This window comes from Nonomuraea sp. NPDC049378 (assembly GCF_055586745.1).
This window is the reverse complement of the sequence record NZ_JBVJHP010000002.1, coordinates 251109-272663: the sequence shown is the minus strand read 5'-3', so window position 1 is coordinate 272663 and position 21555 is coordinate 251109. Positions and strand designations below refer to the sequence as shown.

The window sequence follows — 21555 nt, the reverse complement described above, 5'->3', positions numbered from 1 at the left end:
CCGTTCGCGCCGCCCGCCTTCCGGGGCGCCGCCGCTCGGGGACGTCGGCCAGAATGGTTGCCGTGCCCGACGACAACGACCCCCGTGACGAGTCCGTGCCCGCCGGCGCCCCGGAGTCCGAAGGCGCCCCCTTACCGCCCGAGACCGACCCGCGTGACGAGCCCGCGCCCTTCGGGGCCGTCGTCCTGCTGACGGCCGGCTCCGCGGTGGCGGTCATGGTGATCTCCGCGTTCATGTCGGACCCGCCGGGGATGAGGTTCCTCCTCGGCGGCCCGATCGCCCTCGTGGTCTTCGAGGTGGTCGCCAACGAGGTCTGGTGGCGGCGCTGGTGGGGCGCGATCCCGGGCGCGATCGGCGGTCTTGCCTGCTATTTCGAGGGCCGCGCCGCGCTGTCCGACCTCGTCGGCGACGCCTGGAGCCACCCCGTCGCGTACGTCGCCGCCTGGACGTTGTTCGCCGCCGTCTTCGCCCTGTGCAGCCGCTATCCCCGCACTTTCAGCCGTTGGCCGGGATCCACCCCAACGTGACCGCCAGGATGACGAAGAACCCGAGGATGATCCGGTAGATCACGAACGGGGTGAAGCGGTGGGTGCTGATGTATCTCAGGAACCAGGCCACGGCCAGGTAGCCGACGGCGAACGAGATGACCGTGGCCAGGATGGTGGGCCCCCACGCGGGGGAGGGGCCTTCGCCGATCTCGCGGAGTTCGTACACGCCTGAGGCCAGGACGGCGGGGATCGCCAGCAGGAACGAGTATTTCGCGGCGTCCTCGCGTCGGTAGTCGAGGAGCAGGCCGGCGGTGACCGTGCCGCCCGAGCGGGACACGCCGGGGATCAGCGCGAGTGCCTGGGCGCACCCGTAGACGAGGGCGTGGGGCAGGCTCAGGTGCTTTTCCAGCGTGAGCTTGTTGCGGGCGGTGCGGTCGGCGAGCCACAGGATGCAGGCGAAGACGATCAGCGTGGTGCCTACCAGCCGCAGGTCGCGGAAGACGGTCTCGATCTGGTCCTTCAGCAGCACGCCGAGGATGCCGATGGGCAGCGACCCGGCGATGATGTACCACCCCATGCGGGCCGCCCAGTGGCCGCGCAGCTCCTTGACGAACAGGGAGCGGGTCCAGGTGGAGATGATGTCCCAGATCTCCTTGCGGAAGTAGATGAGCACGGCCGTCTCCGTGCCGAGCTGGATGACCGCGGTGAACGCCGCGCCCGGATCCTGCCAGCCGGCGAAAGCGGAGACCACACGGATGTGGGCGCTGGAGGAGATCGGCAGGAACTCCGTGAGCCCCTGGATCAGCCCCAGCACCACCGCTTCTAGCCAGCCGATCACGACGAAACCTTCCGAGAAAGCGGGACTGACGAGGTGAGGTTAGCGGAAACGGGGGCCGAGAAGTTGCTGGCGTAGCGCGCTCAGCTGGTGGGAGTGCTCGACCGAGCGGGTCTGGTCGAGGGAGTCGAGCGCCAGCAGCAGCGCGTCGGCCACGATGATGCCGGTCAGGGGCTCGCCGGTGATGCCCGTGGGCGTGTGCGGCGCCGCGAGTGCCGCGTCCACGCGGTCGGCGAACTCGCCGCCGAGCTCGTCGGAGATCAGGACGATGCCCGCCCCCACCGCGTGGGCCCGGTCGATGAGCACCGTGATCTCCTTCAGCCGGCGGCCCGGCTGGAAGATGACCAGCACGTCGCCGTGGCCCAAAGCGAGCAGGTCGTCGGCCAGCGCGAAGCCGGTCGCCGCGGTGGCGCGGGCGCGGTGGCCGCGGCGGCCCAGCTTGAGCGCCAGGTGGCGGGCGGCGGGGTCGGAGGCCCCGGTGCCGAAGACGAGCACGCCCGGCGCGTTGACCAGCAGCTCGACCGCCTTCCTGAACGGCTCCTCGTCGAACAGGCGCCGGCAGTGGTCGATGCGTTCGCGGGCCTCGTCGAAGACCCGCTCCCAGATGCCCGACAGGTCCTGCCCGACGTGGCTGATGCGCTGCTTGAGGCGTATGTCGGGGGCCACCGCCGAGGTGAACTCGGCCGCCAGCGCGCGCTTCAGCCCGGGCAGCCCGCCGAAGCCGAGCCGCTGCATCGTGCGCACGACGGTGGCGTTGCTGGTGCCGGTCGCGGCGCCGAGCTCCTGGGCGCTGGCGAACAGGATCTGCTCGGGCGAGGCGGACACGAGGAACTGGCACACCGCCCGCTCGGCCGGTGACAGCTCGTCCCACAACTGCCTGACCTTGGCTCTGAGCTGCTCGACCGGACCGTGTGTATTTTCCATTACGGCTATTGACTCCTCTGTAGCGATCATTACCCTGTCTTGGAAACGACCGCTACAGACTCGCCGCTTCCTGAAATGAACGTTACAGGCCGGTCGGTCCAAGGAGCACCATTGAGCCTCACATCCCTGCCTCTCGTCGAGATCTCCGGCGCTCCGCGCGAGCGGGGACGCCAGTACGGCGAGCAGGCCCGTGACCGCGTCCAGCGTGCGATGGCCTACTACGCCGAGGCGTTCGGGCACTCCAGCGGCCTGACCTGGGATCAGGTCGTGCAGCGCGCGGCCCGCTGGGTGGAGCCGAGCAGGGCGTTCGCGCCCGACCTGGTCGAGGAGATGGAGGGCATCGCCGAGGGCGCGGGAGTCGGCTTCCTCGACGTCCTGGCGCTCAACGCGCGCGGCGAGATCATCTACGACACCACGTTCAGCTCCATGGAGCCCGACGGGTGCACGTCGTTCGCGCTGATGGGCGAGGCCGCCGGCGACGGCCACGTCTACGCGGGCCAGAACTGGGACTGGCGCGACGGGGTGTCCGGCACGCTGATGGTGCTCAGGGTGGTCCAGCCGGGCAAGCCGACGGTGATCATGCATGTGGAGGCGGGGCAGGTCGGGCGGCAGGGGGCCAACTCGGCGGGCATCGCGCTCAACGCCAACGGGCTCGGCGGGCGCTTCGACGACTCGGTGGGCGTGCCGCAGACGCTCATCAGGCGCAGGGTGCTCGACAGCGACAACCTCAACGCCGCGCTGGAGGCGCTGACCAAACCGCGGGCCCACATCGCGAGCAACGCGCTCGTCACCCACCGCGAGGGCTTCGCGATCGACCTGGAGACCACCCCGGGAGCGGTCGGCTGGATGTACCCGACCGACGGGCTGCTCGTCCACGGCAACCACTACCAGGCGTTCGTGCCGCCGCAACTGGCCGCCTCCTACCGGCCCGGCTCGGCCGACTCGCTGTTCCGGGTGCCGAGAGCCGAAGGCGGGCTGCGGGCCGTGGCCGAGGCGTCCGGCACCGACGAGGCGCGCAAGCGCATCAGGCTCGCCATGTCCGACCACCTCGGCTACCCCGAGTCCCTCTGCACCCACCCCGACCCCGCCCAGCCCGCCGTCAAGCGGTGGGCGACCCTGCTGTCGAGCTGTGTCGACCTCACCACCGGCGACTACCTGATCGCGGCGGGCACGCCCTGCGACCACGAGTACGAGCGCGTGCCCTGGAACCTCTACGACGGACCGCATGGAGAAGTGACCCCGTGAAGAAGACGCTCGCCCTCCTAGGGCTCATCGGTCTCACCGCGGCCTGCGGCGGCCCCGCCGCGACCACCAAGCCGGCCGACCCGGCCAAGCTCACCCTGGTCGACCGCACGGCCAAGGCGGCGGGCCCGCTCGACTCCGCCGTCTGGCTGATCGACGAGGAGCCGGGCACCCTCGACCTCGACACCGACGGCGGCACCAGCAACCGCACGATCATGGCCAACGTCTGCGAGCGCCTCATGCAGACCCAGCCCGACATGACGGTCGAGCCCTGGCTGGCGGAGAAGGCCGAGCGGCCCGACCCCAGGACCATGGTGCTCACACTGCGCCAGGACGCCACGTTCCACGACGGCTCGCCGGTCACCGCCGACGACGTCGTGTGGAGCCTCGAACGGCACGCCGGCGAGGGCATGGACGAGTCCGACGAGTTCGAGGACGTCGAATCCGTCACCAGGACCGGCGACCACGAGGTCACGATCGCGTTCAAGAAGCCCAACTCGCTGTTCGACCAGGCCATCGCGGGCGGTGCCGGGATCGTGCTGAACAAGGAGGCCGTCGAGAAGCAGGGCAAGGAGTTCGGCACGCCGGGCCACGACGACGCCTGCAGCGGGCCGTACGAGGTGGCGGAGTGGAAGTCGGGCAGTCACCTCACGATCACCCGCCACGACGCGTACTGGAACAAGGACGTCAAGCCGCTCACCAGGAGCGTCACCTTCAAGTGGGCCGAGGACACGGCGCTGGTCAACAGCCTGGTCACCGGCGAGGCGCAGGGGGCCTACCTGTCCGACACGGGGCCCGCGGTCGCGCTGCAGGCCAACCAGGCGGTCAGCGTCGCCTACGGGGCCACCACGCGCGTGTACGTGCTGCTGCCCACCGACCGCGGCGTGATGAAGGACCCGAAGATCCGCCGGGCGCTGTCGCTGGCCGTCGACCGCGCGGGCATCGCGAAGTCGGGCTTCGCCGGGCTGGCCAGGCCGTGGAAGGTGCCGGTCGGGGCCGGCGCCTGGTCGTACGAGAAGGAGGCGTTCCAGGCGGCCTACGACCAGCTCCAGGGCGCCCCCGACACGCCCGACCTCGAGGCGGCCAGGAAGCTCGTGCAGGAGGCCGGCGCGCCCAAGGAGCCGATCATCGTGGCCACCAACGGCGAGCAGTCCCGCACGGTCATCGCCAACGCGGTGGTCGACGCGGCCAAGAAGATCGGGCTCACCGCCCAGATCAAGACCGTGCCCGCGTCCGAGTTCGGCAGCTTCTACACCGACAAGTCGCTGCGCGCCCAGGTCGACCTGGTGCCCGACGACTGGTACATCACCAAGTCCGACCCGATCGGCTTCTACGACAACGGGCTGACCGGCTCGGCGAACAACTGGGTCAAGTTCAGCTCCCCCGAGTACGACGAGCTCGTCGCCAGGGCGCTGGAGACCACCGACGACGCGGCCCGCGCCAAGGACGTCATCGAGCTGCAGCGCCGCTTCACCGCCGACATGGTGTGGATCTCGCTGGTCGAGGTGCCCAACGCGGTCGTGCTCGGCGGCAAGGTCACCGGACCGCCCGCCTCGCAGGTCCACATGAGCTACCCGTGGGCGGCCGACCTCGGGGCCAAGGGCTGAGCCGTGGCGGTCCGCAAGCTGGCCGGGCTGGTCGCCACGCTGCTCGCCACCTCGTTCGTGATCTTCGGGGCGTCGTACGCGGCGCCCGGCGACCCGGTCACGTTCCTGGCGGGCGGCAAGGAGAACCTCACCCCCGAATACCTGGCCGCCATCCGCGCCCAGTACCACCTGGACGACCCGTTCCTGGTGCAGTACGCGCGGTGGCTGGGCGACGCCGTGACCGGCGACCTCGGGCGCTCGATGCAGTACAACGACCAGGTCTTCGACCTGATGCTGGCCCGGCTGCCGAGCACGCTCGGGCTGGTGGCGTACGCGTCGGTGCTGTTCGTGGTGTTCGGCGTCGCCCTCGGGGTGCTGGCGGCGGTCCGCGGCGGCCGCACCGACTCCGCCGTCGTCGCCGGCACCACGCTGGCCACCTCGGTGCCGTCGTTCGTCACCGCCGCCGTGCTGATCTCGCTGTTCGGCGTGCAGCTCGGCTGGTTCCCCGTCATGGGCGGCGGGTCGCTGTGGCACCTGACGCTGCCCGCCGTGACGCTCGCGCTGGGCGCCCTCGCGATCATCAGCCGGGTGACCAGGCAGGCCATGGTCGAGCAGCGCGAGCTCGACCACGTGACCGTGGCCCGCGCGTCGGGGCTGGCCGAACGGCTGATCGTCACCAGGCACGTCCTGCGCGGCGCGCTCGGCCCGATCGTGACCATGTGCGGGCTGGTCACCGCCGGCATGCTGGCGGGCACCGTGGTCGTCGAGACCGCGTTCAGCCTCAACGGGATCGGCTCGCTGCTGGTCAAGGCGATCAACACGCACGACTTCCCCGTGACCCAGGCGGTGATGTTGTTCATGGTGGCCGCGTACATCGTGGTGACCACGCTCGTCGAGCTGCTGCAGCCGCTCATCGACCCCAGGGTGAGGAGGCGGGCGTGACCACCGTCGTCTCCGCGCTCTCGCCGGGGCCCGCGCGGCCCCTCGGCTACTGGCTGGCCGGCGGTTTCCTCGGGCTGGTCGTCGCGGCGGCACTGCTGGCGCCGGTGGTGGCGCCGTACGAGCCCGACGCGGTCGACTTCGCCGCCACGCTCGCGCCCATGTCGCCCGGGCATCCGCTGGGCGCCGACCAGTCGGGTCGCGACCTGCTCACCCGGGTCCTGTACGGCGCCCGCACCTCGCTCGTCGGCCCGCTGCTGCTCCTCGCCATCGCCTCCGTCCTCGGCGTCGCGCTCGGCACGCTGGCCGCCTGGCACCGCGGCTGGGTCGACACCGTCGTGGCCCGGCTGACCGACGTCATGTACGCCTTCCCCGGCCTGCTGTTCGTCGTGCTGATCGTGGCCGTCTTCGGCAACGGGATGACCACGGCCGTCGTCGCGCTCGGCCTGGCCTACACGCCGACGATCGCCCGCTACACGAGGAGCGTCGCGCTGGGCGAGTGCGCCAAGCCGTACATCGACGCCTACCGGGTGCAGGGCATGGGCGGCTTCACCATCTGCGTGCGGCACCTGGTGCCCAACATGGCGCGCTCGATCGTCGGCTACCTGGTCGTGCTGTTCGGGGAGGGGCTGATGAGCCTGGCCACGCTGAGCTTCCTCGGGTTCGGGGCGCAACCGCCGTCCTCCGACTGGGGGCTGATGGTCAAGGAGGGGCAGCCGGCGATCGTGCAGGGGGCGTTCCTGCCGGTGCTGGTGCCGGGCGCGGCCATCGCGCTCGTGGTCGTGTCGTTCAACGTGATCGGCGTGCGCCTGGCCGACCGCATGGGCGTGAGGGGGACGTGATGGTGTTGTCCGTCGAAGGGCTGACCATCGGGGCGGGCGGGCGGCGGCCGATCCTCGGCGACGTCTCGCTCACCGTCGGCCGGGGCGAGATCGTCGGCCTGGTCGGCGAGTCCGGCTCCGGCAAGTCCACCCTCGCCCGCTCGGTGCTGCGCCTGCTGCCCCAGCACGCGACGGTGTCGGGGCGGGTGCTGGTCGCGGGCGACGACGTGCTCACGATGGACCCGGGCACGCTGCGCGACCTGCGCGCCACGCAGGTGTCGATGATCTACCAGGACCCGCGCTCGTCGCTCAACCCGGTCCGCAGGATCGGCGACTTCCTCACCGAGCGCATGGTGCACACGCTGGGCCGGCCCAAGGCCGAGGCCCGCGCGCGGGCGCTGGAGCTGCTGGCCGCGGTCGGCCTGCGCGAGCCGGAACGGCACCTGCGGCAGTACCCGCACGAACTGTCGGGCGGCATGTTGCAGCGCGTGGTCATCGCCGCCGCGCTGGCCGCCGACCCGGCGCTGCTCCTCGCCGACGAGGCGACCAGCGCGCTCGACGTCACCACCCAGGCCGAGACGCTCGCGCTGCTGCGCCGGGTGCAGGCCGAACGCGAGCTCGGCATGTTGTTCATCACCCACGACCTGCACCTGGCCGCCGCCTTCTGCGACCGGGTGCACGTGTTGTACGCGGGCACGGTCGTCGAGTCGCGGCCGGCCAAGGAACTGTTCGAGGACCCGCGCCACCCGTACACCGCGGGGCTGCTGGCCTGCACGCCCGAGCTCGACGACCCCCGCCCGATCCGCCCGATCCCCGGCCGGCCGCCCTCGCTGGACGACGTGTTCACCGGCTGCCCCTTCGCGGCCCGGTGCCCGCACGCCACCGGCGCCTGCGAGGAGTGGCGGCCGGAGCCCGTGACCGTGCCAGGCGGCTGGGCCGCCTGCCGCCTGGTGGAGGCCTGACATGCTCGCCGTACACGCCCTGTGCAAGTCGTACGACGGCGCGGTGGCCGCCGCCGACGTCTCCTTCGAGCTGGCCGCGGGCGGCTCGCTCGGCCTGGTGGGGGAGTCGGGGTCGGGCAAGACCACGATCGCCCGCATGCTCGTCGGTCTGGTCGCCCCCGACTCGGGCACGATCACCGTGGACGGCAGGGCCCGCACCCTCAAGGAGCGCGGCAGGGCCGCCAGGCTGCGCAGGGCCCGCGAGATCCAGATGGTGTTCCAGGACCCGTACGTCTCGCTCGACCCCCGGCTCACCGCGGCCGAGTGCCTGCGCACGGCGCTCGGGCTGCACGGCAGGGACCGCGCACGCGCCGGCGAGCTGCTCGACCAGGTCGGGCTCGGCGCCCGCGAGGCCGGGGCGCGGCCCCACCAGCTCAGCGGCGGCCAGCGCCAGCGCCTGGCCATCGCCAGAGCCCTGGCGGTCGAGCCGTCGGTGCTGGTGCTGGACGAGGCGGTGGCCGCGCTGGACGTGTCGATCCAGGCCCAGATCCTCGAACTCCTCGCCCAGGTGCGCCGCGACTCGGGCGTCGCCCTGCTGTTCGTCAGCCACGACCTGGCCGTGGTGCGCCACCTCTGCGACGACACGCTCGTCCTGCACCGGGGAGTGGTGGTCGAGCAGGGGCCGGTCGCGCGGGTGCTGGCCGAGCCCGAGCACCCCTACACCAGGCTGCTGCTCGACTCGGTGCCCCGGCCCGGGTGGGACCCGGCCAGGGTCGTCCGCTGACGATATCCGTACGGCTGCCCGTGGTTGAGATGCGCAATCCGCTATGCGATCGTCTGACCCATGGACCAGCTCGCGGCGCTTCTCGACGGCCCGCGTGCCCGCGGCGCCTTCCTGCTCCGCTCGGTCCTCGCCCCGCCCTGGTCGCTGCGCATCGAGGACGAGGCCCCGCTGTCGGTGATCGCCCAGGTGTCGGGCGAGTCGTGGATCGTGCTCGACGCGGGCGCACCCGCACGCCTGCGGCCGGGTGAGGTCGCGGTCGTCCGGGGGCCGGAGCCGTACACCGTGGCCGACTGCCCCGGCACCGAGCCGCAGGTCGTCATCCACCCCGGCCAGCACTGCGCGACGCCCGACGGGCGGCCGCTCGCCGGGACGATGGACCTGGGCGTGCGCACGTGGGGCAACGACCCCGACGGCGGCACCGTCATGCTGACCGGCACCTACAACCTGGAGGGCGCGGTCAGCAGGAGGCTCCTCGAAGCGCTGCCCCGGCTGATCGTGCAGCCCGGCGGCCCGATCATCGCGCTGCTCACCGACGAGATCGTCAAGGACGAGCCCGGTCAGGAGGCCGTGCTCGACCGGCTGCTCGACGTGCTGCTCATCGCGGTGCTGCGGGCCTGGTTCGCCACCCACGAGGCGCCCGGCTGGTTCCGTGCCATGGGTGACCCGGTGGTGGGCCGGGTCATGCGGATGATGCACAACGACCCCGCCCACCCCTGGACGGTGGCCGGGCTGGCCGCCGAGGTGGGCGTGTCCAGGGCGTCGCTGGCCAGGCGCTTCACCGAGCTGGTCGGCGAGCCGCCGATGGCCTTCCTCACCGGCTGGCGGCTGGCCCTGGCCGCCGACCTGCTGCGCGAGCCCGACACCACGATCGGTTCGGTCGCCAGGAAGGTCGGCTACGGCAGCCCGTTCGCGCTGAGCGCGGCGTTCAAGCGGGTCCACGGCGTCAGCCCGCAGGAACATCGGGCGGGAGCCCCGCTGTGAAGCCGCTGCTGCTGCTCGACGTCGACGGCGTGCTCAACCCCATGGGCCGGCCGACGCCCGACTACCGGCGCTACCGGTGCACGATCGGGGGCGAGGTCTACACCGTGCACCTCAACCCCAGGCACGGTCGCAGGCTGCTCGACCTGGCCATCGCCACCGGGTCCGAGCTGGTCTGGGCGACCACGTGGGAGCAGCACGCCAACGACTGGATCGCGCCCAGGATCGGCCTGCCCTCGCTCCCCGTCATCCCGCTGACCACCGACCCCCCGAGCGAGCACGGCGAGATGTTCAAGACCCCGCACGTGGCCGCCTACGCCGGGCGGCGGCCGTTCGTGTGGTTCGACGACCAGGTGTGGGCAGAGGACGAGGACTATCTCAGGGTGCGTCAGGGGCTGACCGACTTCCTGCTCATCCACGTGGACCCGATGCGGGGCCTGACCAGCCGACATCTGGGCATGGCCCGTGAGTGGCTGACCCTTACAGGGTTTTCTCAGGGTTCCTGACGGGAGTCCGTCGGGCTCCTCGTCCGTTGTACGGGTAGGTCGTAACCACACGGAGGCATAGCATGTACCGCTCAAGAGAGCACAGGATTCTGGCCGGCGTCTGCGGCGGTCTCGCCGACAAGATGGGCCTTCCTCCCACCCTCGTCCGGATCCTCTGGCTGCTGCTCTCGCTCATCCCGGGGCCGCTCTGGGTGGTCTACGTGGCGATGTGGATCCTCGTCCCCGAGGAGCCGAAGGGCTACCGGGCGGCGTAACCCTCGGAGCGCCGGTCGTCGGTTCCGGGGGCGCCGATCTCGCGCCGGTGGCGTCCGTAACTGAGGCGTCCCCGAGTGGCCGCGATGACGACCAGCGCCAGGGCGATCTGCAGGGGCGCGCGGACCTGGCCCAGAGCGCCGAGTACGTCCGCGCCGGCGAAGAAGCCCTGCATCACGAAACCCACGCAGTTGGCGGTCGCGTGGTGCAGCATCGCTATGAGCAGGCTGCCGCGCGTGTTGTTGAACAGCCACGTGAAGGTCACCGCCCCCGCGGTGACGCCGGCCGTGAACCACGCGAACACGACGAGCATGCCCGGCAGGTCCGTCGGGCTGCCGTTGTAGCCGGGAACCAGCAGGAAGACCGGCAGGTGCCAGATGGCGTGCAACGCCCCGAGCAGCAGCGATCCGGGCAGAGGACCGATGCGCTCCTGAAGGCCCGGCAGAGCGAAGCCGCGCCACCCCGGTTCCTCTCCGAGAGGGCCGCCGAGCACGAGGATGTGCGCGAAGGCGCCCAGGTACGTCAGGCCGAACCCCAGGGCGGGAGCTCGCAGGACGTCGAGCGTGCCGGCATGAGCCAGAACGGCGGCCACGACGAGCAGGGGCCAGCCCAGGAGGACCGCGACGTACCACAGCGGGGAGACCCGCCACAGGACGAACCGCCTCAGGAGGCGGAGCACGCCCGCCCTGCCCTGCGTGACCGCCGTCATGACGAAGGCGGACAGGCACGGCCCGATCAGCGGTCCCAGGGTTCCGCCGACTCCCATCATGGGGAGCCGCAGAACGCCGAACGCCAGGGCCATCCAGCACCAGGACAGGGTGAAGGTCATGAGGAAATAGCCGGTGAGGGGATGATCCCTCATGAGCCGGGCCACTCGGTGCCAGGCTCCTCGTCCGCTGTGACGGACTTCAGCGTCTTCAGCGCTGGGCGGGTGTTCCATCTGGCTGCTCCTTCCGTCCGGCTCCCTTCCGAGGGGCCGGTGTCGAGGAGGCAGTCTTCTGAGGTCGCGCTAACAGCGGCGTAACAGCCGGGCGTTCACGGCGTGGTGCCCCGGCTCCGATCAGAGCCGGGCCACCACCGCGCCGGGCCGGAACCCTCGGCCCTCCCTTTCGACGCGGTTCCCGTGAAGCGTCCGTTACGGCGTGACGTTCCAGTCGACGAGGGTGCAGGGCTTGACCGGACCGGCGATCACCTGAGCCTTGAAGCGCGCGGTGACGTCCGGCCTGCCGGAGCTCTCCTTGTTCTCGGCGAACTCCATCACGAGGGTCTGGCCCTGGGCGACGTACCGGGGGTGGATGTCGACGCCTCCGGTCCGGACGCGGGCGGCCTTGTAACTCACGGACTTGCGGAACTCCTCGATGCCGCCCGGTTCCCCGCCGACGACCGCTCCGCGCCCCGGCTCGCACTGCTTGCCGATCGGCACGTAGCTGACGTCGGCCTGGACGCCGGCCTCGTGGAGGTCGGCCTCCAGCTTGTCGGCGTCCCTGAACTCGTTGATCTCGACGCTGATCGTGCCGTCGGTGTTCGTGCTCACGGCGTACGCGGGTGTCCCGGTGCCGGTCAGCAGGGGTACGGCGACGGCGGCCACGGCGGCCATTCCGGCCACTGCGAGCACGGACCGGGTGCGGGTGAGGCGGCGACGCCGGTCGGCGCGGGCGGCGATCTCGGTCTTCAGATCCATCAGCAACTGCTCCTCGAAGCTCATCGTGCTCCATCCATGACGAAGGGCAGGTTCCGTAGCGTCCGGCGGGCGCGGTGCAGGCGTACCTTGGCGGCGCCCTGACGGATACCTAGGGCGTGCGCCGCCTCCGTGACCGTGAGCTGGTCGATGGCGACCAGCTCCAGCATGGCGCGCTCCCCTTCCGGCAGTTCCTCCATGGCCGCGAAGGCCGTCCTGGCGTCCCGCTCCGCGTCGATGCGCTCTTCGAGCCTGGCGACGTCGTCGGCGGCCAGTTGCCGGCGGCCGTTCATCCGGTCCGTCAACTGGTGCTGCCGGTAGACCCGCCGTCGCTCGGCTGAGATCGTGTTGCGGGCCACGCCGTACAACCAGGCGATCTCCGTGCCCAGGTCGGCCCGGTAGGTGTGGGCCGAGTCGAGCACCGCGACGAACACCTCGGCCACCAGGTCCGCGACCGTGTGCGGGTCGTCGACGCGGCGGGCGAGGAAGCGCGTGACGGCATCGACATGTCGCCGGTAGAAGGCCTCGAAAGCCGCAGGGTCCGTGGCGATCTTCGGCTGTTTGCGACGCACCGGCCATGCTCCCTTCGTCGATTGACACCCCTGCTTGGTGAGAAGTGGCCGAAGGGTTACAAGAGTGGTCGTTCGGGGCGCGTGCTGTGTGGCTTCGGCGGCGGCTTATCCTCGAAGTCATGAGGGCTAGGCCGCTGACGCTCATCGAGGATGAGCTCGTCGACTACGACAAGGCTATGGAGCGCATGACCGACCTGGTCGGGCAGCGCCAGCGGGACGAACGACCGGACACACTCTGGCTGCTGAGCCACCCCTCCGTCTACACGGTCGGCCGCCGCACCCCGCTCGACCACCTGCCCGACCCGGCGCGCGGCATCCCCGTGGTCGAGACCGGGCGCGGCGGGCAGCTCACCTACCACGGGCCCGGGCAGCTGGTCGGCTACCTGATCGTCAAGCTCGACGACGACCAGGGCATCGTCGACTACGTCCGCGAGGTGGAGCTGCGGATGGTGGAGGCGCTGGGCAAGCTGGGCCTGCCGGCCGAGCGCCGCGACACTCCGCCCGGCTCCGAGCTGCTCACCGGCGTCTGGACGGCCGGGACCGGCCGCAAGGTCGTCTCCATCGGGATGCGGCAGAGCCGGGGCGTCACGAGCCACGGGTTCGCGCTCAACGTCGACGGCGACCTCACGCCGTGGGACTGGGCGGTCGCCTGCGGGATGCCCGACGTCGACATGACCTCGCTCAGGCGCGAGCTGGGCGCGGCTTCGATGGCGGACGTCCGCGCGGCCGTGGCCGCCGCTTTCGAGGCCTCCTGAACGGGGTCAGGCGCGCGGAAACACCTGCACGTCGGCGTTGTGCCCGCTTCCGACCAGCTTGCCGTCACAGGTGAGGAGGGGAGCCTCGAATGCCTCGGCCAGCGCGAGACAAGAGGCGTCGTACGCGGTGTAGCTGTGCCGCAGCTCCCAGACCCGATCCGAGATGCCCCTGGTTTCGTAACGCGAGATGCTGAGGGCGAGATAGTCGGCCCGTGCCTGCTCTGCCGCGATCGGCGCGTAGTTGAGCGACGTCCAGGTGAAGCCCGGGTTGCCGGGCACGCCCTCCGGCGAGAACGGCATGACAAAGTTGCCGGGCGGCGGTTCCGTCACCTCGCCCCGGTCGGCTCGCGGACGGCGCCGTTCGCGGTGGCGGGCTTGGCGAGGAAGGCCGTGGCGCCGTCGGAGGACTCCGTGCGGTATCCCTGAGCATGGTAGAGGTTGAGGTTGCGCCGGCTCCGGGCGCCGGTGGCCAGCACGATGCGGCGGCAGGAGGCGTCGGCCGCGGCTTCGGCCTCGCGGAGCAGCCAGCGCCCCACGCCCTGGCCGCGCAGATCGGGGACGACGCCGAGGCGGCTCACGTGCCAGTCGTCGTCCACGCGGCGCGTGCGCACCATGCCCAGGAGGCGGCTGTCCCGCCACAGGCCCGTGGCCTGCCAGGTGGCCAGCCACGCGCGGACCTGGTCCAGCGACTCCTCCAGGGCGGGGATGGCCAGGGTGTCGTTGGCCAGAGCCTCCTCCAGCCAGCAGCAACGCTGGAGCACCAGGACCTCCGGGGCGTCGTCCGGGGTCAGCGCTCTCACGTACGACCCCGGCACCGGCCCAGGATCTGAGCGGGTCCGCTCGCGCATCGGGCGCAGCGCGTGGGCGAGGCGGGCGAGCTCGTCCAGGACGCCGATGGCGGCCCGGTCGCGGCCGGCGTCCGGGCGCACCCGTCCGTCGTCGAGGGCGTCGGCGATGCGCAGGGCGACCGTGGCGCCCAGCGGTACCAGCCGCAGCGTGGTCACCACCTGCTTGGCGTGCTGGACCGACCGGGTGCCCGCCGAGGTGTTGCCGTAACTGACGAACCCCATCGGTTTCCACGCCCACTCCCGGCCCAGGTAGTCGAGGGCGTTCTTGAGGGCCGCCGGCATGCCGTAGTTGTACTCGGGGGTGACCGCGATGAAGCCGTCCGCCGCGTCCACCATCGCGCTCCACCTCTTGGTGTGCTCGTGCCGGTAGAGGCCGGACGCCGGCTCTTCCTCCTCGTCCAGGAACGGCAGGGCGAGGTCGCCGAGGGCCACCGGCAGCAGCTCCACGCCCAGCTCCGTCGCCCGTGGCGCGATGGCGTCGACCAGCCACTGGCCGACCGCCGGGCCGAGGGCGCCGGGACGAGTGCTGCACATGAGGACGAGGACCCGCAGAGGTTTCGTTGACATGGAAATGAAGCTAGCTGGTAACTTGTTTACATGTCAAAGAAAAGCTCGGGAGAGACCGTGCGCTGGCTCGACGCGGACGAGGAACGCGCCTGGCGCGCCCTGCGCCGCATGATGATCGCGATCCAGTCGCGCACCACGCACGACCTGGCCGCGATCGGCCTGTCAGAGCCCGACTACGAGGTGCTCAGCACACTTTCCGAGCGCCCGGGCCGTACCAGCACGCTGCACGAGCAGGCCGCCAAGATGGGCTGGTCGCGCAGCCGCCTGTCGCGGCACGCCACCCGCATGGAGACCCGCGGTCTCGTACGGCGCGAGCCCGACCCGGACGACGGCCGGGGCTGTTATCTGGTCCTCACCGAGCACGGCATGGAAACGCTCGAGGAGGCCGCCCCGGCCCACCTGGAATCGGTCCGCCGCCACGTCATCGACCGGCTCTCGCCCGCGGACCTGTCCGCGCTGGAAGGCATCGCCCGCAAGCTGGAGGAACCCGCGTGAGCAGCGCCGGAGAGAGCGGGCCGCGCCGCTGCGCCGAGTCGTGGGTACGGCCCGCGCGAGCCGTACCCACGGTGAGCGTCAGGGGACGGGGACCTCGTCGATCGTGCGGCGGGGGCCCGTGAACCAGTGGCGGGCCGACAGCACCCACCACAGCGCGATGCCGATCAGCACCACGCCCACCGCGATCGGCGCGTAGTTGACCGACGTCCACGTGAAGTCCGGGTTGCCGGGAACGCCCTCCGGAGAGAACGGCATGACGAAGTAGATCGAGACGATCACGATCTCGACGCAGGCGATCCAGCACAGCGCCTTGTACTTCCTGCCGAGCGTCCACGGGCCGGGGGTGAAGGCGTCGCCCATGCGCAGGCGGAGCCAGATCGGGATGAGGAACGCCAGGTAGAGCCCGATGACGGCGATCGACACGACCGCGTAGAACGCGACCGGCGTGGTCAGGCCGGGAGGGGCGTAGAGGGCGGGCAGGGTGATCAGCGCGGCGGTGACGCAGCCGCCGAGGATGGCGTTGACCGGGGTGCGGTTGCGGTCGACCCGTGACCACAGCCGCCAGCCGGGGATCGCGCCGTCACGAGCGAACGCGTACGTCATCCGCGACATCGACGTCACGCAGCTCATCCCGCAGAAGAACTGGCCGACCGTGGAGATCGCGAAGATCGCGGTGGCCAGCGGTGACGACAGCGCCGTCTCGAAGATGGCGCCGACGAAGCCGCCCTGCTCGTTGAGCGCGTCCACGTTCGTCGCGGCGAACAGGAACGACAGCAGCAGGATCCATCCGCCGATGGCCGAGTAGAAGATCGACTGCCACAGCCCGCGAGCGGCGCTCTTGGCCGCGCCCTGCGTCTCCTCCGACACGTGCGCGCAGGCGTCGAAGCCGGTGATCGTGTACTGGGTGAGCAGGAAGCCGAGCGGCAGCACGTACAGCCAGAAGGGCAGCCCTTCTGAGCCGGTGCCGAAGGAGCTGTCGTTGGTGCCGCCGAAGACGAAGCCGAGCGACTGGTGGTCGTCCGGCGCGAAGATCAGGATGGCGACGATGATCGCGGCGCCCGCCACGTGCCACCAGACGGAGACGTTCTGCAGCAGCGAGATGAGCCGGTGGCTGTAGATGTTGATGAGGGCGTGCAGCGCGAGGACGATCACGAACAGCAGGAACGCCTGCGGGAGCGTGCCCTCCCATGCTCCGCCGGTCAGCCGGTTGATGGTGATGTTGAGGAACGTCGCGCAGCCGTAGTCGACGGACGCGGTGACGGCGATGAGGCCGATCAGGTTGAGCCACCCGGTGAACCAGCCGTGGATCGGCTTGCCCAGCTTGGCGGCCCACCAGTAGATGCCGCCCGCCGTCGGGTACGCCGACACCAGCTCCGACATGCAGAAGCCGATGATCAGGATGAACACGGAGATCAGCGGCCAGCCCCAGGAGATGGCGATGGGGCCGCCGTTGTTCCAGGCCTGTCCGAAGGTGGTGAAACAGCCGGCGAGGATGGAGATGATCGAGAAGGAGATGGCGAAGTTCGAGAATCCGCTCCAGGTGCGGGCAAGCTCCTGCTTGTAGCCGAGTTCGGCGAGTCGCCTGGAATCCTCTTCAGTGGTCACTGAGGTCTCCCTGGGGGGCATGGAGGACGCTCCATTTGGTCTACATCTAGACCATTTCTCTCCAGGGGACAAGGCGTTGACGCCGGTTCGACGACGCTTCGACGACGAGGGAGGGCGCCAGGTGCGGCGCCCTCCCTCTCCGTCGGTTCCGCGCTCCTATCCGAACGCGTCGGTCGCGGCCTGGCAGAAGGCCTTCAGATCGTCCGGCTTGCGACTGGTGACCAGCATGTTGGGCCCGGCGGTGCACACCGCGACCTCCTGGTCCACCCAGGTGGCGCCGGCGTTGCGCAGGTCCGTCTGCAGGCTCGGCCAGGACGTCAGCGTGCGGCCGCGTACGACGTCCGCCTCGACCAGAGTCCACGGCGCGTGGCAGATCGACGCCACCGGCTTGCCCGCGTCGAAGAACGAGCGCGCGAACTGCACGGCCCGCGGCACCGTACGCAGGAAGTCGGGGTTCGCCACGCCGCCGGGGAGCACGAGCCCGTCGAAGGATCCCACGTCGGCGTTGTCCACCGTGTCGTCCACGGCGAACGTGTCGGCCTTGTCCAGGTGGTTGAACGCCTGGATCTGGCCGGGCGCGGTGGAGATCAGCCTGGGCGTGCCGCCCGCCTGCTTGACCGCCTTCCACGGCTCGGTGAGCTCGACCTGCTCGACCCCCTCAGGAGCGACGAGGAACGCGATGGTCTTGCCCTGCATCATGCGATCTCCCCCTTGGTTTCGGCTGTTTCCCGCCCCCTATCCGGTGGGTTCGGGAGTATGCGGTCGCGTGCCAGGAAGGGCCGTCGTAGGGTGGGAGGCCAGGTCACGGGTGTGCAAAGCCGGTTGAAAATTTACACCGCTGAAGGAAACGAAGATGAAACAATTTTCCGCCACGCGTTGACACACGGTCTCCGTATGGTGTGCCTTTCTCTACACAGGAACCCCCCGCCTGAAGGTGAGGCACGTATGAGGAAATGGGTCGCACGCCTGGCTGCGCTGGGCGTCGCGCTATTAGTAGCAGGCCAGGGCACGACAACGGCCCTTGCCCAGGAACCGACGGCGGGGAAGAAGATCGTTCGCGTCGGCGCCACGCAGTCCATGGACTCCATGAACCCGTTCCTGGCGGTCCGCCTGGTCTCCACGTCGATCCACCGCTGGATGTACGGCTTCCTCACGGTCCCCGACTCAAAGACGCTCCAGCCCAGCGCCGACCTGGCCGAGTCGTGGGAGGCCTCGGAGGACGGGCTCACGTGGACGTTCAAGATCCGTGAGGCCAAGTGGTCCGACGGCAAGCCGATCACGGCCGAGGACGCCGCCTGGACGTTCAACAAGATCATGACGGACGAGGCGGCCAAGACCGCCAACGGCCCGGCCGTGGAGAACTTCGAGAGCGTCACGGCCAACGGCCAGGAGCTGACGATCAAGCTCAAGTCGCCGCAGGCGTCCATGCTGGAGAACCCCGTCCCGATCGTGCCCAAGCACGTCTGGGAGTCGGTCACCGACATGGCCAACCACGACGCCGAGACGTACCCCACGGTGAGCAGCGGCCCGTACTTCGCGACCGAGCACAAGAAGGACCAGTACGTCAAGCTGCAGGCCAACCCCAACTACTGGCGGGGCAAGGCCAAGGTCGACGAGCTGCAGGTCATCTTCTACGACAACCCGCAGGCCGCGATCGCCGCGCTGCAGAAGGGCGAGATCGACCTGATCGGCCGGCTGGACCCGCCGGAGTTCAAGGCCATCCAGAACGACCCCAACATCGAGGCGTGGAACACCGACGGCCGGCGGGCCAGCTACCTGCAGATCAACCACGGCGCCACCACCACCGACGACAAGCCCCTCGGCGACGGCCACCCCGCGCTGAAGGACGTCAAGGTGCGCCAGGCGCTGCACTACGCCATCGACAAGCAGAAGCTGGTCGACGAGGTGTGGGACGGCCTGGCCAAGCCCGCCGACGGCTCGATCGTGCCGCCGATGTACAAGGACTTCTTCTGGGAGGCCACCGGCGACACCAAGGTCACCTACGACCCGGCCAAGGCCAACCAGATCCTCGACGACGCCGGCTACAAGAAGGGCTCCGACGGCGTCCGCACGATGCCCGACGGTGACCGCAAGCTGGAGTTCCGCTTCAGCATCCACACCGACACCCCGCTCGAGGACAAGCTCGCCGAATACCTGACCGGCTTCTTCAAGGAGATCGGCATCACGCTGACCACCAAGAAGCTCGAATCCAGCAAGTTCACGGAGGAGACGGGCTACACCGGCCTGTTCGACATCGCGATCAGCGGCTGGTCGGTCAACCCCGACCCCGAGGAGGTGCTGGCCACGCACCTGTGCTCGCGCCGGCCCACCAAGGACGGCGAGGGCGGCGGCACCGAGTCGTTCTACTGTGACGAGACCTTCGAGAAGCTCTACAAGGAGCAGCTGACGGAGCTCGACCGGCCCAAGCGGGCCGAGATCATCAAGCAGATGCAGGAGCGCCTCTACACCGACGCCCCGGTCATCGCGATCTACTACACGAACGACCTCGAGGGCTACCGCAAGGACCGGATCACCAGCATCACCCCCATCCCCGAGGACAAGGGCCTGCTCTACGGCGGCAGCGGCTACTGGCCGTTCTACACCGTCGACGTCAAGGCCACGGGGGCGGGAGCCGCCGCCGGCGACGGCGGCGGCGGATCGAACACCGGCATCATCGCCGGTGTCGTCGGCGCCGTGGTGGTCATCGGAGTGGGCGGCTTCCTCCTGAGCAGGCGGCGCAAGAGCGTCGCAGACGAGCGCGAATGACCGCTCCGCTCGAAGCGGCAGAGCCCGCCGCCGCGCAGGCGGCGGGCCCTGGTGACGAGCGCCCCACCCGCGGCGGCACGCTGCGCTACGCGCTGTCGAAGGCCGGTGGGGCGCTGTTCAGCATCGCCATGGTGATCGTCGGCACGTTCTTCCTGTTCCGGATGTTGCCCGGCGACCCCGTACGCAGCCTGGCGCAGGGCCGCAACATGACCCCGGCGCAGCTCGACCTCGAACGCAGCCGCCTCGGCCTGGACAAGCCGCTGATCGAGCAGTTCTTCAAGTTCGTCGGCGACACCCTCCGCCTCGACCTCGGCATGTCGTACGAGTACAAGCGGCCCGTCCTCGACCTGATCGGCGAGCGGCTCGGCCCGACCCTGCTGCTCGCGGGAACGGGCCTGGTCATCGCGGTCAGCCTCGGCATCTGGCAGGGCACGCGGGCCGGCTGGCGCAGCGGCAGCACGTTCGACCGCTTCTCCACCGGCACGTCCCTGGTGCTGTGGTCGGTGCCGACGTTCTGGCTCGGGCTGCTGCTCATGATGGTCTTCGGGGTGGGCATCGGGCCGATCCCCGGCATCTTCCCGTTCCGCGGCATCGAGAGCGTGGACGCGCCCGACGGGTTCGCCTACGTGCTCGACGTGGCCTCCCACATGGTGCTCCCGTGCCTGACGCTGGTCGCCGTGGTCTACGCCCAGTACCTCCTGGTCATGCGCTCGTCGCTGCTGGAGGAGGTCGGCCAGGACTACGTGACCGTGGCCAGGGCCAAGGGGTTGCGCGACGACGACGTACGCCGCCGCCACGCCGTGCCCAACGCCCTGCTGCCCACGGTGACGCTCGTGTTCATGCGTGTCGGGTTCGTGGTCGGCGGCGCGGTCACCGTCGAGACGATCTACACCTGGCCGGGGCTCGGCCAGCTGTTCTACGAAGCGATCAGCGTGCCCGACTTCACGCTCATGCAGGGCACGTTCCTGCTGATCACGGTGGCGGTCATCGTCATGAACACGCTGGCCGACGTGGTCTACCACATGCTCGACCCGAGAGTGAGGTCGGCATGACCAGTGTCGCCACGACCCGCAGGCGGCAGGCGCTGAGCCGCTTCCTGGCCGATTTCCGCAGCCACCGGGCCGGCGTCGCCGGCGTGGTCGTGCTCGTCGTCGCCGTGGTGCTCGCGCTGATCGCGCCGCTGTTCATCGACGAGAGCGTGACCAGCGTCGTCGACGCCCCCGGCGACGACTTCGACGCGCCCAGCCTGGCGTTCCCGTTCGGCACCGACGAGTCCGGCCGCTCCATCCTGCTGATGGTCTGGTGGGGCTCGCGCACGTCGCTGCTCATCGGCTTCCTCGCCGCCCTGCTGAGCATCGTCATCGGCATGGTCGTCGGCATCGCCGCCGGCCACTTCCGCGGCTGGCTCGGCGCCGTGCTCATGCGCGTCACCGACTGGTTCCTCGTCCTGCCCTCGCTGGTCACCGCCCTCGTGCTGGCGGCCATCCTGGGCGGCAGCACGTTCACGATCATCATGGCCATCGGCATCACCACCTGGCCGTCGACCGCCCGGCTGATCAGGGCGCAGACGCTGGCCGTGGAGTCCAGGCCGTACATCGAGCGCTCCAAGGCGCTCGGAGCCGGCCACTGGCACATCACGACCCGCCACGTGCTGCCCAACGTGGCGCCGCTGCTGCTGGCCAGCACCACGCTGGAGGTGGCCAGCGCCATCGTGACCGAGTCGACGCTGGCCTTCCTCGGCGCCAGCGCCAACAAGACCTCGTGGGGGACCATGCTGCGCGGCTCGTACGACTTCGGCGCGGCCAACGAGGGCGCCTGGTGGTACATCCTCATCCCCGGTCTGGCCATCCTCGCCGTCGTCATGGCGTTCACCCTGGTCGGCCGGGCCCTGGAGGCCGTGCTCAACCCCCGGCTGAGGAGGGCTTCGTGAGAGAGCGGAGCGAACGAACCATGGACACGGCAGTCCGGCGGCC

Annotated in this window: 24 protein-coding genes; 15 read left to right on the top strand and 9 right to left on the bottom strand. The window is 70.3% G+C overall.

Annotation, left to right across the window (positions count from 1 at the left end; translation table 11 throughout):
- The first annotated feature begins 62 nt into the window (after positions 1 to 62).
- Complete coding sequence (locus ACZ6SA_RS06130; RefSeq protein ID WP_347649208.1) at positions 63 to 527, top strand: hypothetical protein; 465 nt, start codon at positions 63 to 65, stop codon at positions 525 to 527.
- Here the strand turns inward: ACZ6SA_RS06130 and ACZ6SA_RS06125 are convergent.
- Both ACZ6SA_RS06125 and ACZ6SA_RS06120 read right to left on the bottom strand, forming a co-directional pair.
- Positions 496 to 1326, bottom strand: coding sequence for an undecaprenyl-diphosphate phosphatase (locus ACZ6SA_RS06125; RefSeq protein ID WP_347649207.1), 831 nt, complete (start codon positions 1324 to 1326; stop codon positions 496 to 498). The genes ACZ6SA_RS06130 and ACZ6SA_RS06125 overlap by 32 nt on opposite strands.
- Positions 1327 to 1365: 39 nt before the next feature.
- On the bottom strand, positions 1366 to 2247 hold the full coding sequence (locus tag ACZ6SA_RS06120; protein WP_347649206.1) for a MurR/RpiR family transcriptional regulator: 882 nt from the start codon (positions 2245 to 2247) through the stop codon (positions 1366 to 1368).
- Between the two features lie 111 nt (positions 2248 to 2358).
- Here ACZ6SA_RS06120 and ACZ6SA_RS06115 point away from each other — a divergent pair, with 111 nt between their 5' ends.
- The 9 genes from ACZ6SA_RS06115 to ACZ6SA_RS06075 all read left to right on the top strand — a co-directional run bounded on the left by ACZ6SA_RS06115 (position 2359) and on the right by ACZ6SA_RS06075 (position 10298).
- The gene (locus ACZ6SA_RS06115; protein WP_347649205.1) at positions 2359 to 3492 is read left to right on the top strand and encodes a C45 family peptidase; all 1134 of its coding nucleotides are present in this window, start codon (positions 2359 to 2361) and stop codon (positions 3490 to 3492) included.
- Positions 3489 to 5096 (top strand): ABC transporter substrate-binding protein, encoded by a 1608-nt coding sequence (locus ACZ6SA_RS06110; RefSeq protein ID WP_347649204.1) that lies wholly within the window; start codon positions 3489 to 3491, stop codon positions 5094 to 5096. The genes ACZ6SA_RS06115 and ACZ6SA_RS06110 overlap by 4 nt, the downstream gene beginning before the upstream one ends.
- Positions 5097 to 5099: 3 nt before the next feature.
- Entirely contained in the window at positions 5100 to 6017 is a 918-nt protein-coding gene (locus ACZ6SA_RS06105; protein ID WP_443154541.1) for an ABC transporter permease, read from the top strand.
- On the top strand, positions 6014 to 6856 hold the full coding sequence (locus tag ACZ6SA_RS06100; protein WP_347649202.1) for an ABC transporter permease: 843 nt from the start codon (positions 6014 to 6016) through the stop codon (positions 6854 to 6856). The genes ACZ6SA_RS06105 and ACZ6SA_RS06100 overlap by 4 nt, the downstream gene beginning before the upstream one ends.
- Positions 6856 to 7797: an ABC transporter ATP-binding protein gene (locus tag ACZ6SA_RS06095; RefSeq protein ID WP_347649201.1), complete on the top strand. Its 942-nt coding sequence runs from the start codon at positions 6856 to 6858 to the stop codon at positions 7795 to 7797. The genes ACZ6SA_RS06100 and ACZ6SA_RS06095 overlap by 1 nt, the downstream gene beginning before the upstream one ends.
- A 1-nt stretch (position 7798) precedes the next feature.
- Positions 7799 to 8560, top strand: a complete 762-nt coding sequence (locus tag ACZ6SA_RS06090) for an ABC transporter ATP-binding protein (protein WP_347649200.1) — start codon at positions 7799 to 7801, stop codon at positions 8558 to 8560.
- A 60-nt stretch (positions 8561 to 8620) separates the two neighbouring features.
- Complete coding sequence (locus ACZ6SA_RS06085) at positions 8621 to 9541, top strand: AraC family transcriptional regulator (protein ID WP_347649199.1); 921 nt, start codon at positions 8621 to 8623, stop codon at positions 9539 to 9541.
- Positions 9538 to 10044, top strand: coding sequence for an HAD domain-containing protein (locus tag ACZ6SA_RS06080; protein ID WP_347649198.1), 507 nt, complete (start codon positions 9538 to 9540; stop codon positions 10042 to 10044). The genes ACZ6SA_RS06085 and ACZ6SA_RS06080 overlap by 4 nt, the downstream gene beginning before the upstream one ends.
- Before the next feature lie 62 nt (positions 10045 to 10106).
- Positions 10107 to 10298, top strand: a complete 192-nt coding sequence (locus ACZ6SA_RS06075) for a PspC domain-containing protein (RefSeq protein WP_106243857.1) — start codon at positions 10107 to 10109, stop codon at positions 10296 to 10298.
- Here the strand turns inward: ACZ6SA_RS06075 and ACZ6SA_RS06070 are convergent.
- The 3 genes from ACZ6SA_RS06070 to ACZ6SA_RS06060 all read right to left on the bottom strand — a co-directional run bounded on the left by ACZ6SA_RS06070 (position 10283) and on the right by ACZ6SA_RS06060 (position 12546).
- On the bottom strand, positions 10283 to 11158 hold the full coding sequence (locus tag ACZ6SA_RS06070) for a CPBP family intramembrane glutamic endopeptidase (protein WP_465826858.1): 876 nt from the start codon (positions 11156 to 11158) through the stop codon (positions 10283 to 10285). The genes ACZ6SA_RS06075 and ACZ6SA_RS06070 overlap by 16 nt on opposite strands.
- Positions 11159 to 11431: 273 nt before the next feature.
- Complete coding sequence (locus tag ACZ6SA_RS06065) at positions 11432 to 12001, bottom strand: hypothetical protein (RefSeq protein ID WP_465826857.1); 570 nt, start codon at positions 11999 to 12001, stop codon at positions 11432 to 11434.
- Positions 11998 to 12546: an RNA polymerase sigma factor gene (locus ACZ6SA_RS06060; protein ID WP_347649195.1), complete on the bottom strand. Its 549-nt coding sequence runs from the start codon at positions 12544 to 12546 to the stop codon at positions 11998 to 12000. Before ACZ6SA_RS06060 ends, ACZ6SA_RS06065 begins: the two co-directional genes overlap by 4 nt.
- 119 nt (positions 12547 to 12665) lie before the next feature.
- On the opposite strand from ACZ6SA_RS06060, the gene lipB reads away from it, so the two are divergent.
- Positions 12666 to 13301 carry a lipoyl(octanoyl) transferase LipB gene (lipB, locus tag ACZ6SA_RS06055; protein ID WP_347649194.1) on the top strand — a complete coding sequence of 212 codons (636 nt, stop codon included), beginning with the start codon at positions 12666 to 12668 and terminating at the stop codon, positions 13299 to 13301.
- Between the two features lie 6 nt (positions 13302 to 13307).
- On the opposite strand, the gene ACZ6SA_RS06050 is transcribed toward lipB, so the two are convergent.
- Together ACZ6SA_RS06050 and ACZ6SA_RS06045 are read right to left on the bottom strand one after the other, a co-directional pair.
- Entirely contained in the window at positions 13308 to 13631 is a 324-nt protein-coding gene (locus tag ACZ6SA_RS06050; protein ID WP_465826855.1) for a type II toxin-antitoxin system VapC family toxin, read from the bottom strand.
- Positions 13628 to 14716, bottom strand: a complete 1089-nt coding sequence (locus ACZ6SA_RS06045; protein WP_465826854.1) for a GNAT family N-acetyltransferase — start codon at positions 14714 to 14716, stop codon at positions 13628 to 13630. Before ACZ6SA_RS06045 ends, ACZ6SA_RS06050 begins: the two co-directional genes overlap by 4 nt.
- Before the next feature lie 30 nt (positions 14717 to 14746).
- Here ACZ6SA_RS06045 and ACZ6SA_RS06040 point away from each other — a divergent pair, with 30 nt between their 5' ends.
- Positions 14747 to 15211 (top strand): MarR family winged helix-turn-helix transcriptional regulator, encoded by a 465-nt coding sequence (locus ACZ6SA_RS06040; protein ID WP_465826853.1) that lies wholly within the window; start codon positions 14747 to 14749, stop codon positions 15209 to 15211.
- A 78-nt stretch (positions 15212 to 15289) separates the two neighbouring features.
- Here ACZ6SA_RS06040 and ACZ6SA_RS06035 read toward each other — a convergent pair whose 3' ends face one another.
- Positions 15290 to 16816 (bottom strand): amino acid permease, encoded by a 1527-nt coding sequence (locus tag ACZ6SA_RS06035; RefSeq protein WP_347649190.1) that lies wholly within the window; start codon positions 16814 to 16816, stop codon positions 15290 to 15292.
- 156 nt (positions 16817 to 16972) lie between these two features.
- Complete coding sequence (locus ACZ6SA_RS06030) at positions 16973 to 17515, bottom strand: type 1 glutamine amidotransferase domain-containing protein (protein ID WP_347649189.1); 543 nt, start codon at positions 17513 to 17515, stop codon at positions 16973 to 16975.
- Positions 17516 to 17761: 246 nt separating this feature from the next.
- Between ACZ6SA_RS06030 and ACZ6SA_RS06025 the strand changes: the two genes are divergently transcribed.
- Genes ACZ6SA_RS06025 through ACZ6SA_RS06015 form a run of 3 tightly spaced genes read left to right on the top strand, consistent with a single transcriptional unit; the run spans position 17762 to position 21512 of the window.
- Positions 17762 to 19582 carry an ABC transporter substrate-binding protein gene (locus ACZ6SA_RS06025; protein WP_347649188.1) on the top strand — a complete coding sequence of 607 codons (1821 nt, stop codon included), beginning with the start codon at positions 17762 to 17764 and terminating at the stop codon, positions 19580 to 19582.
- Positions 19579 to 20634 carry an ABC transporter permease gene (locus tag ACZ6SA_RS06020; RefSeq protein ID WP_465826851.1) on the top strand — a complete coding sequence of 352 codons (1056 nt, stop codon included), beginning with the start codon at positions 19579 to 19581 and terminating at the stop codon, positions 20632 to 20634. Before ACZ6SA_RS06025 ends, ACZ6SA_RS06020 begins: the two co-directional genes overlap by 4 nt.
- Positions 20631 to 21512: an ABC transporter permease gene (locus ACZ6SA_RS06015; protein ID WP_465826850.1), complete on the top strand. Its 882-nt coding sequence runs from the start codon at positions 20631 to 20633 to the stop codon at positions 21510 to 21512. The genes ACZ6SA_RS06020 and ACZ6SA_RS06015 overlap by 4 nt, the downstream gene beginning before the upstream one ends.
- Positions 21513 to 21555 lie beyond the last annotated feature (43 nt).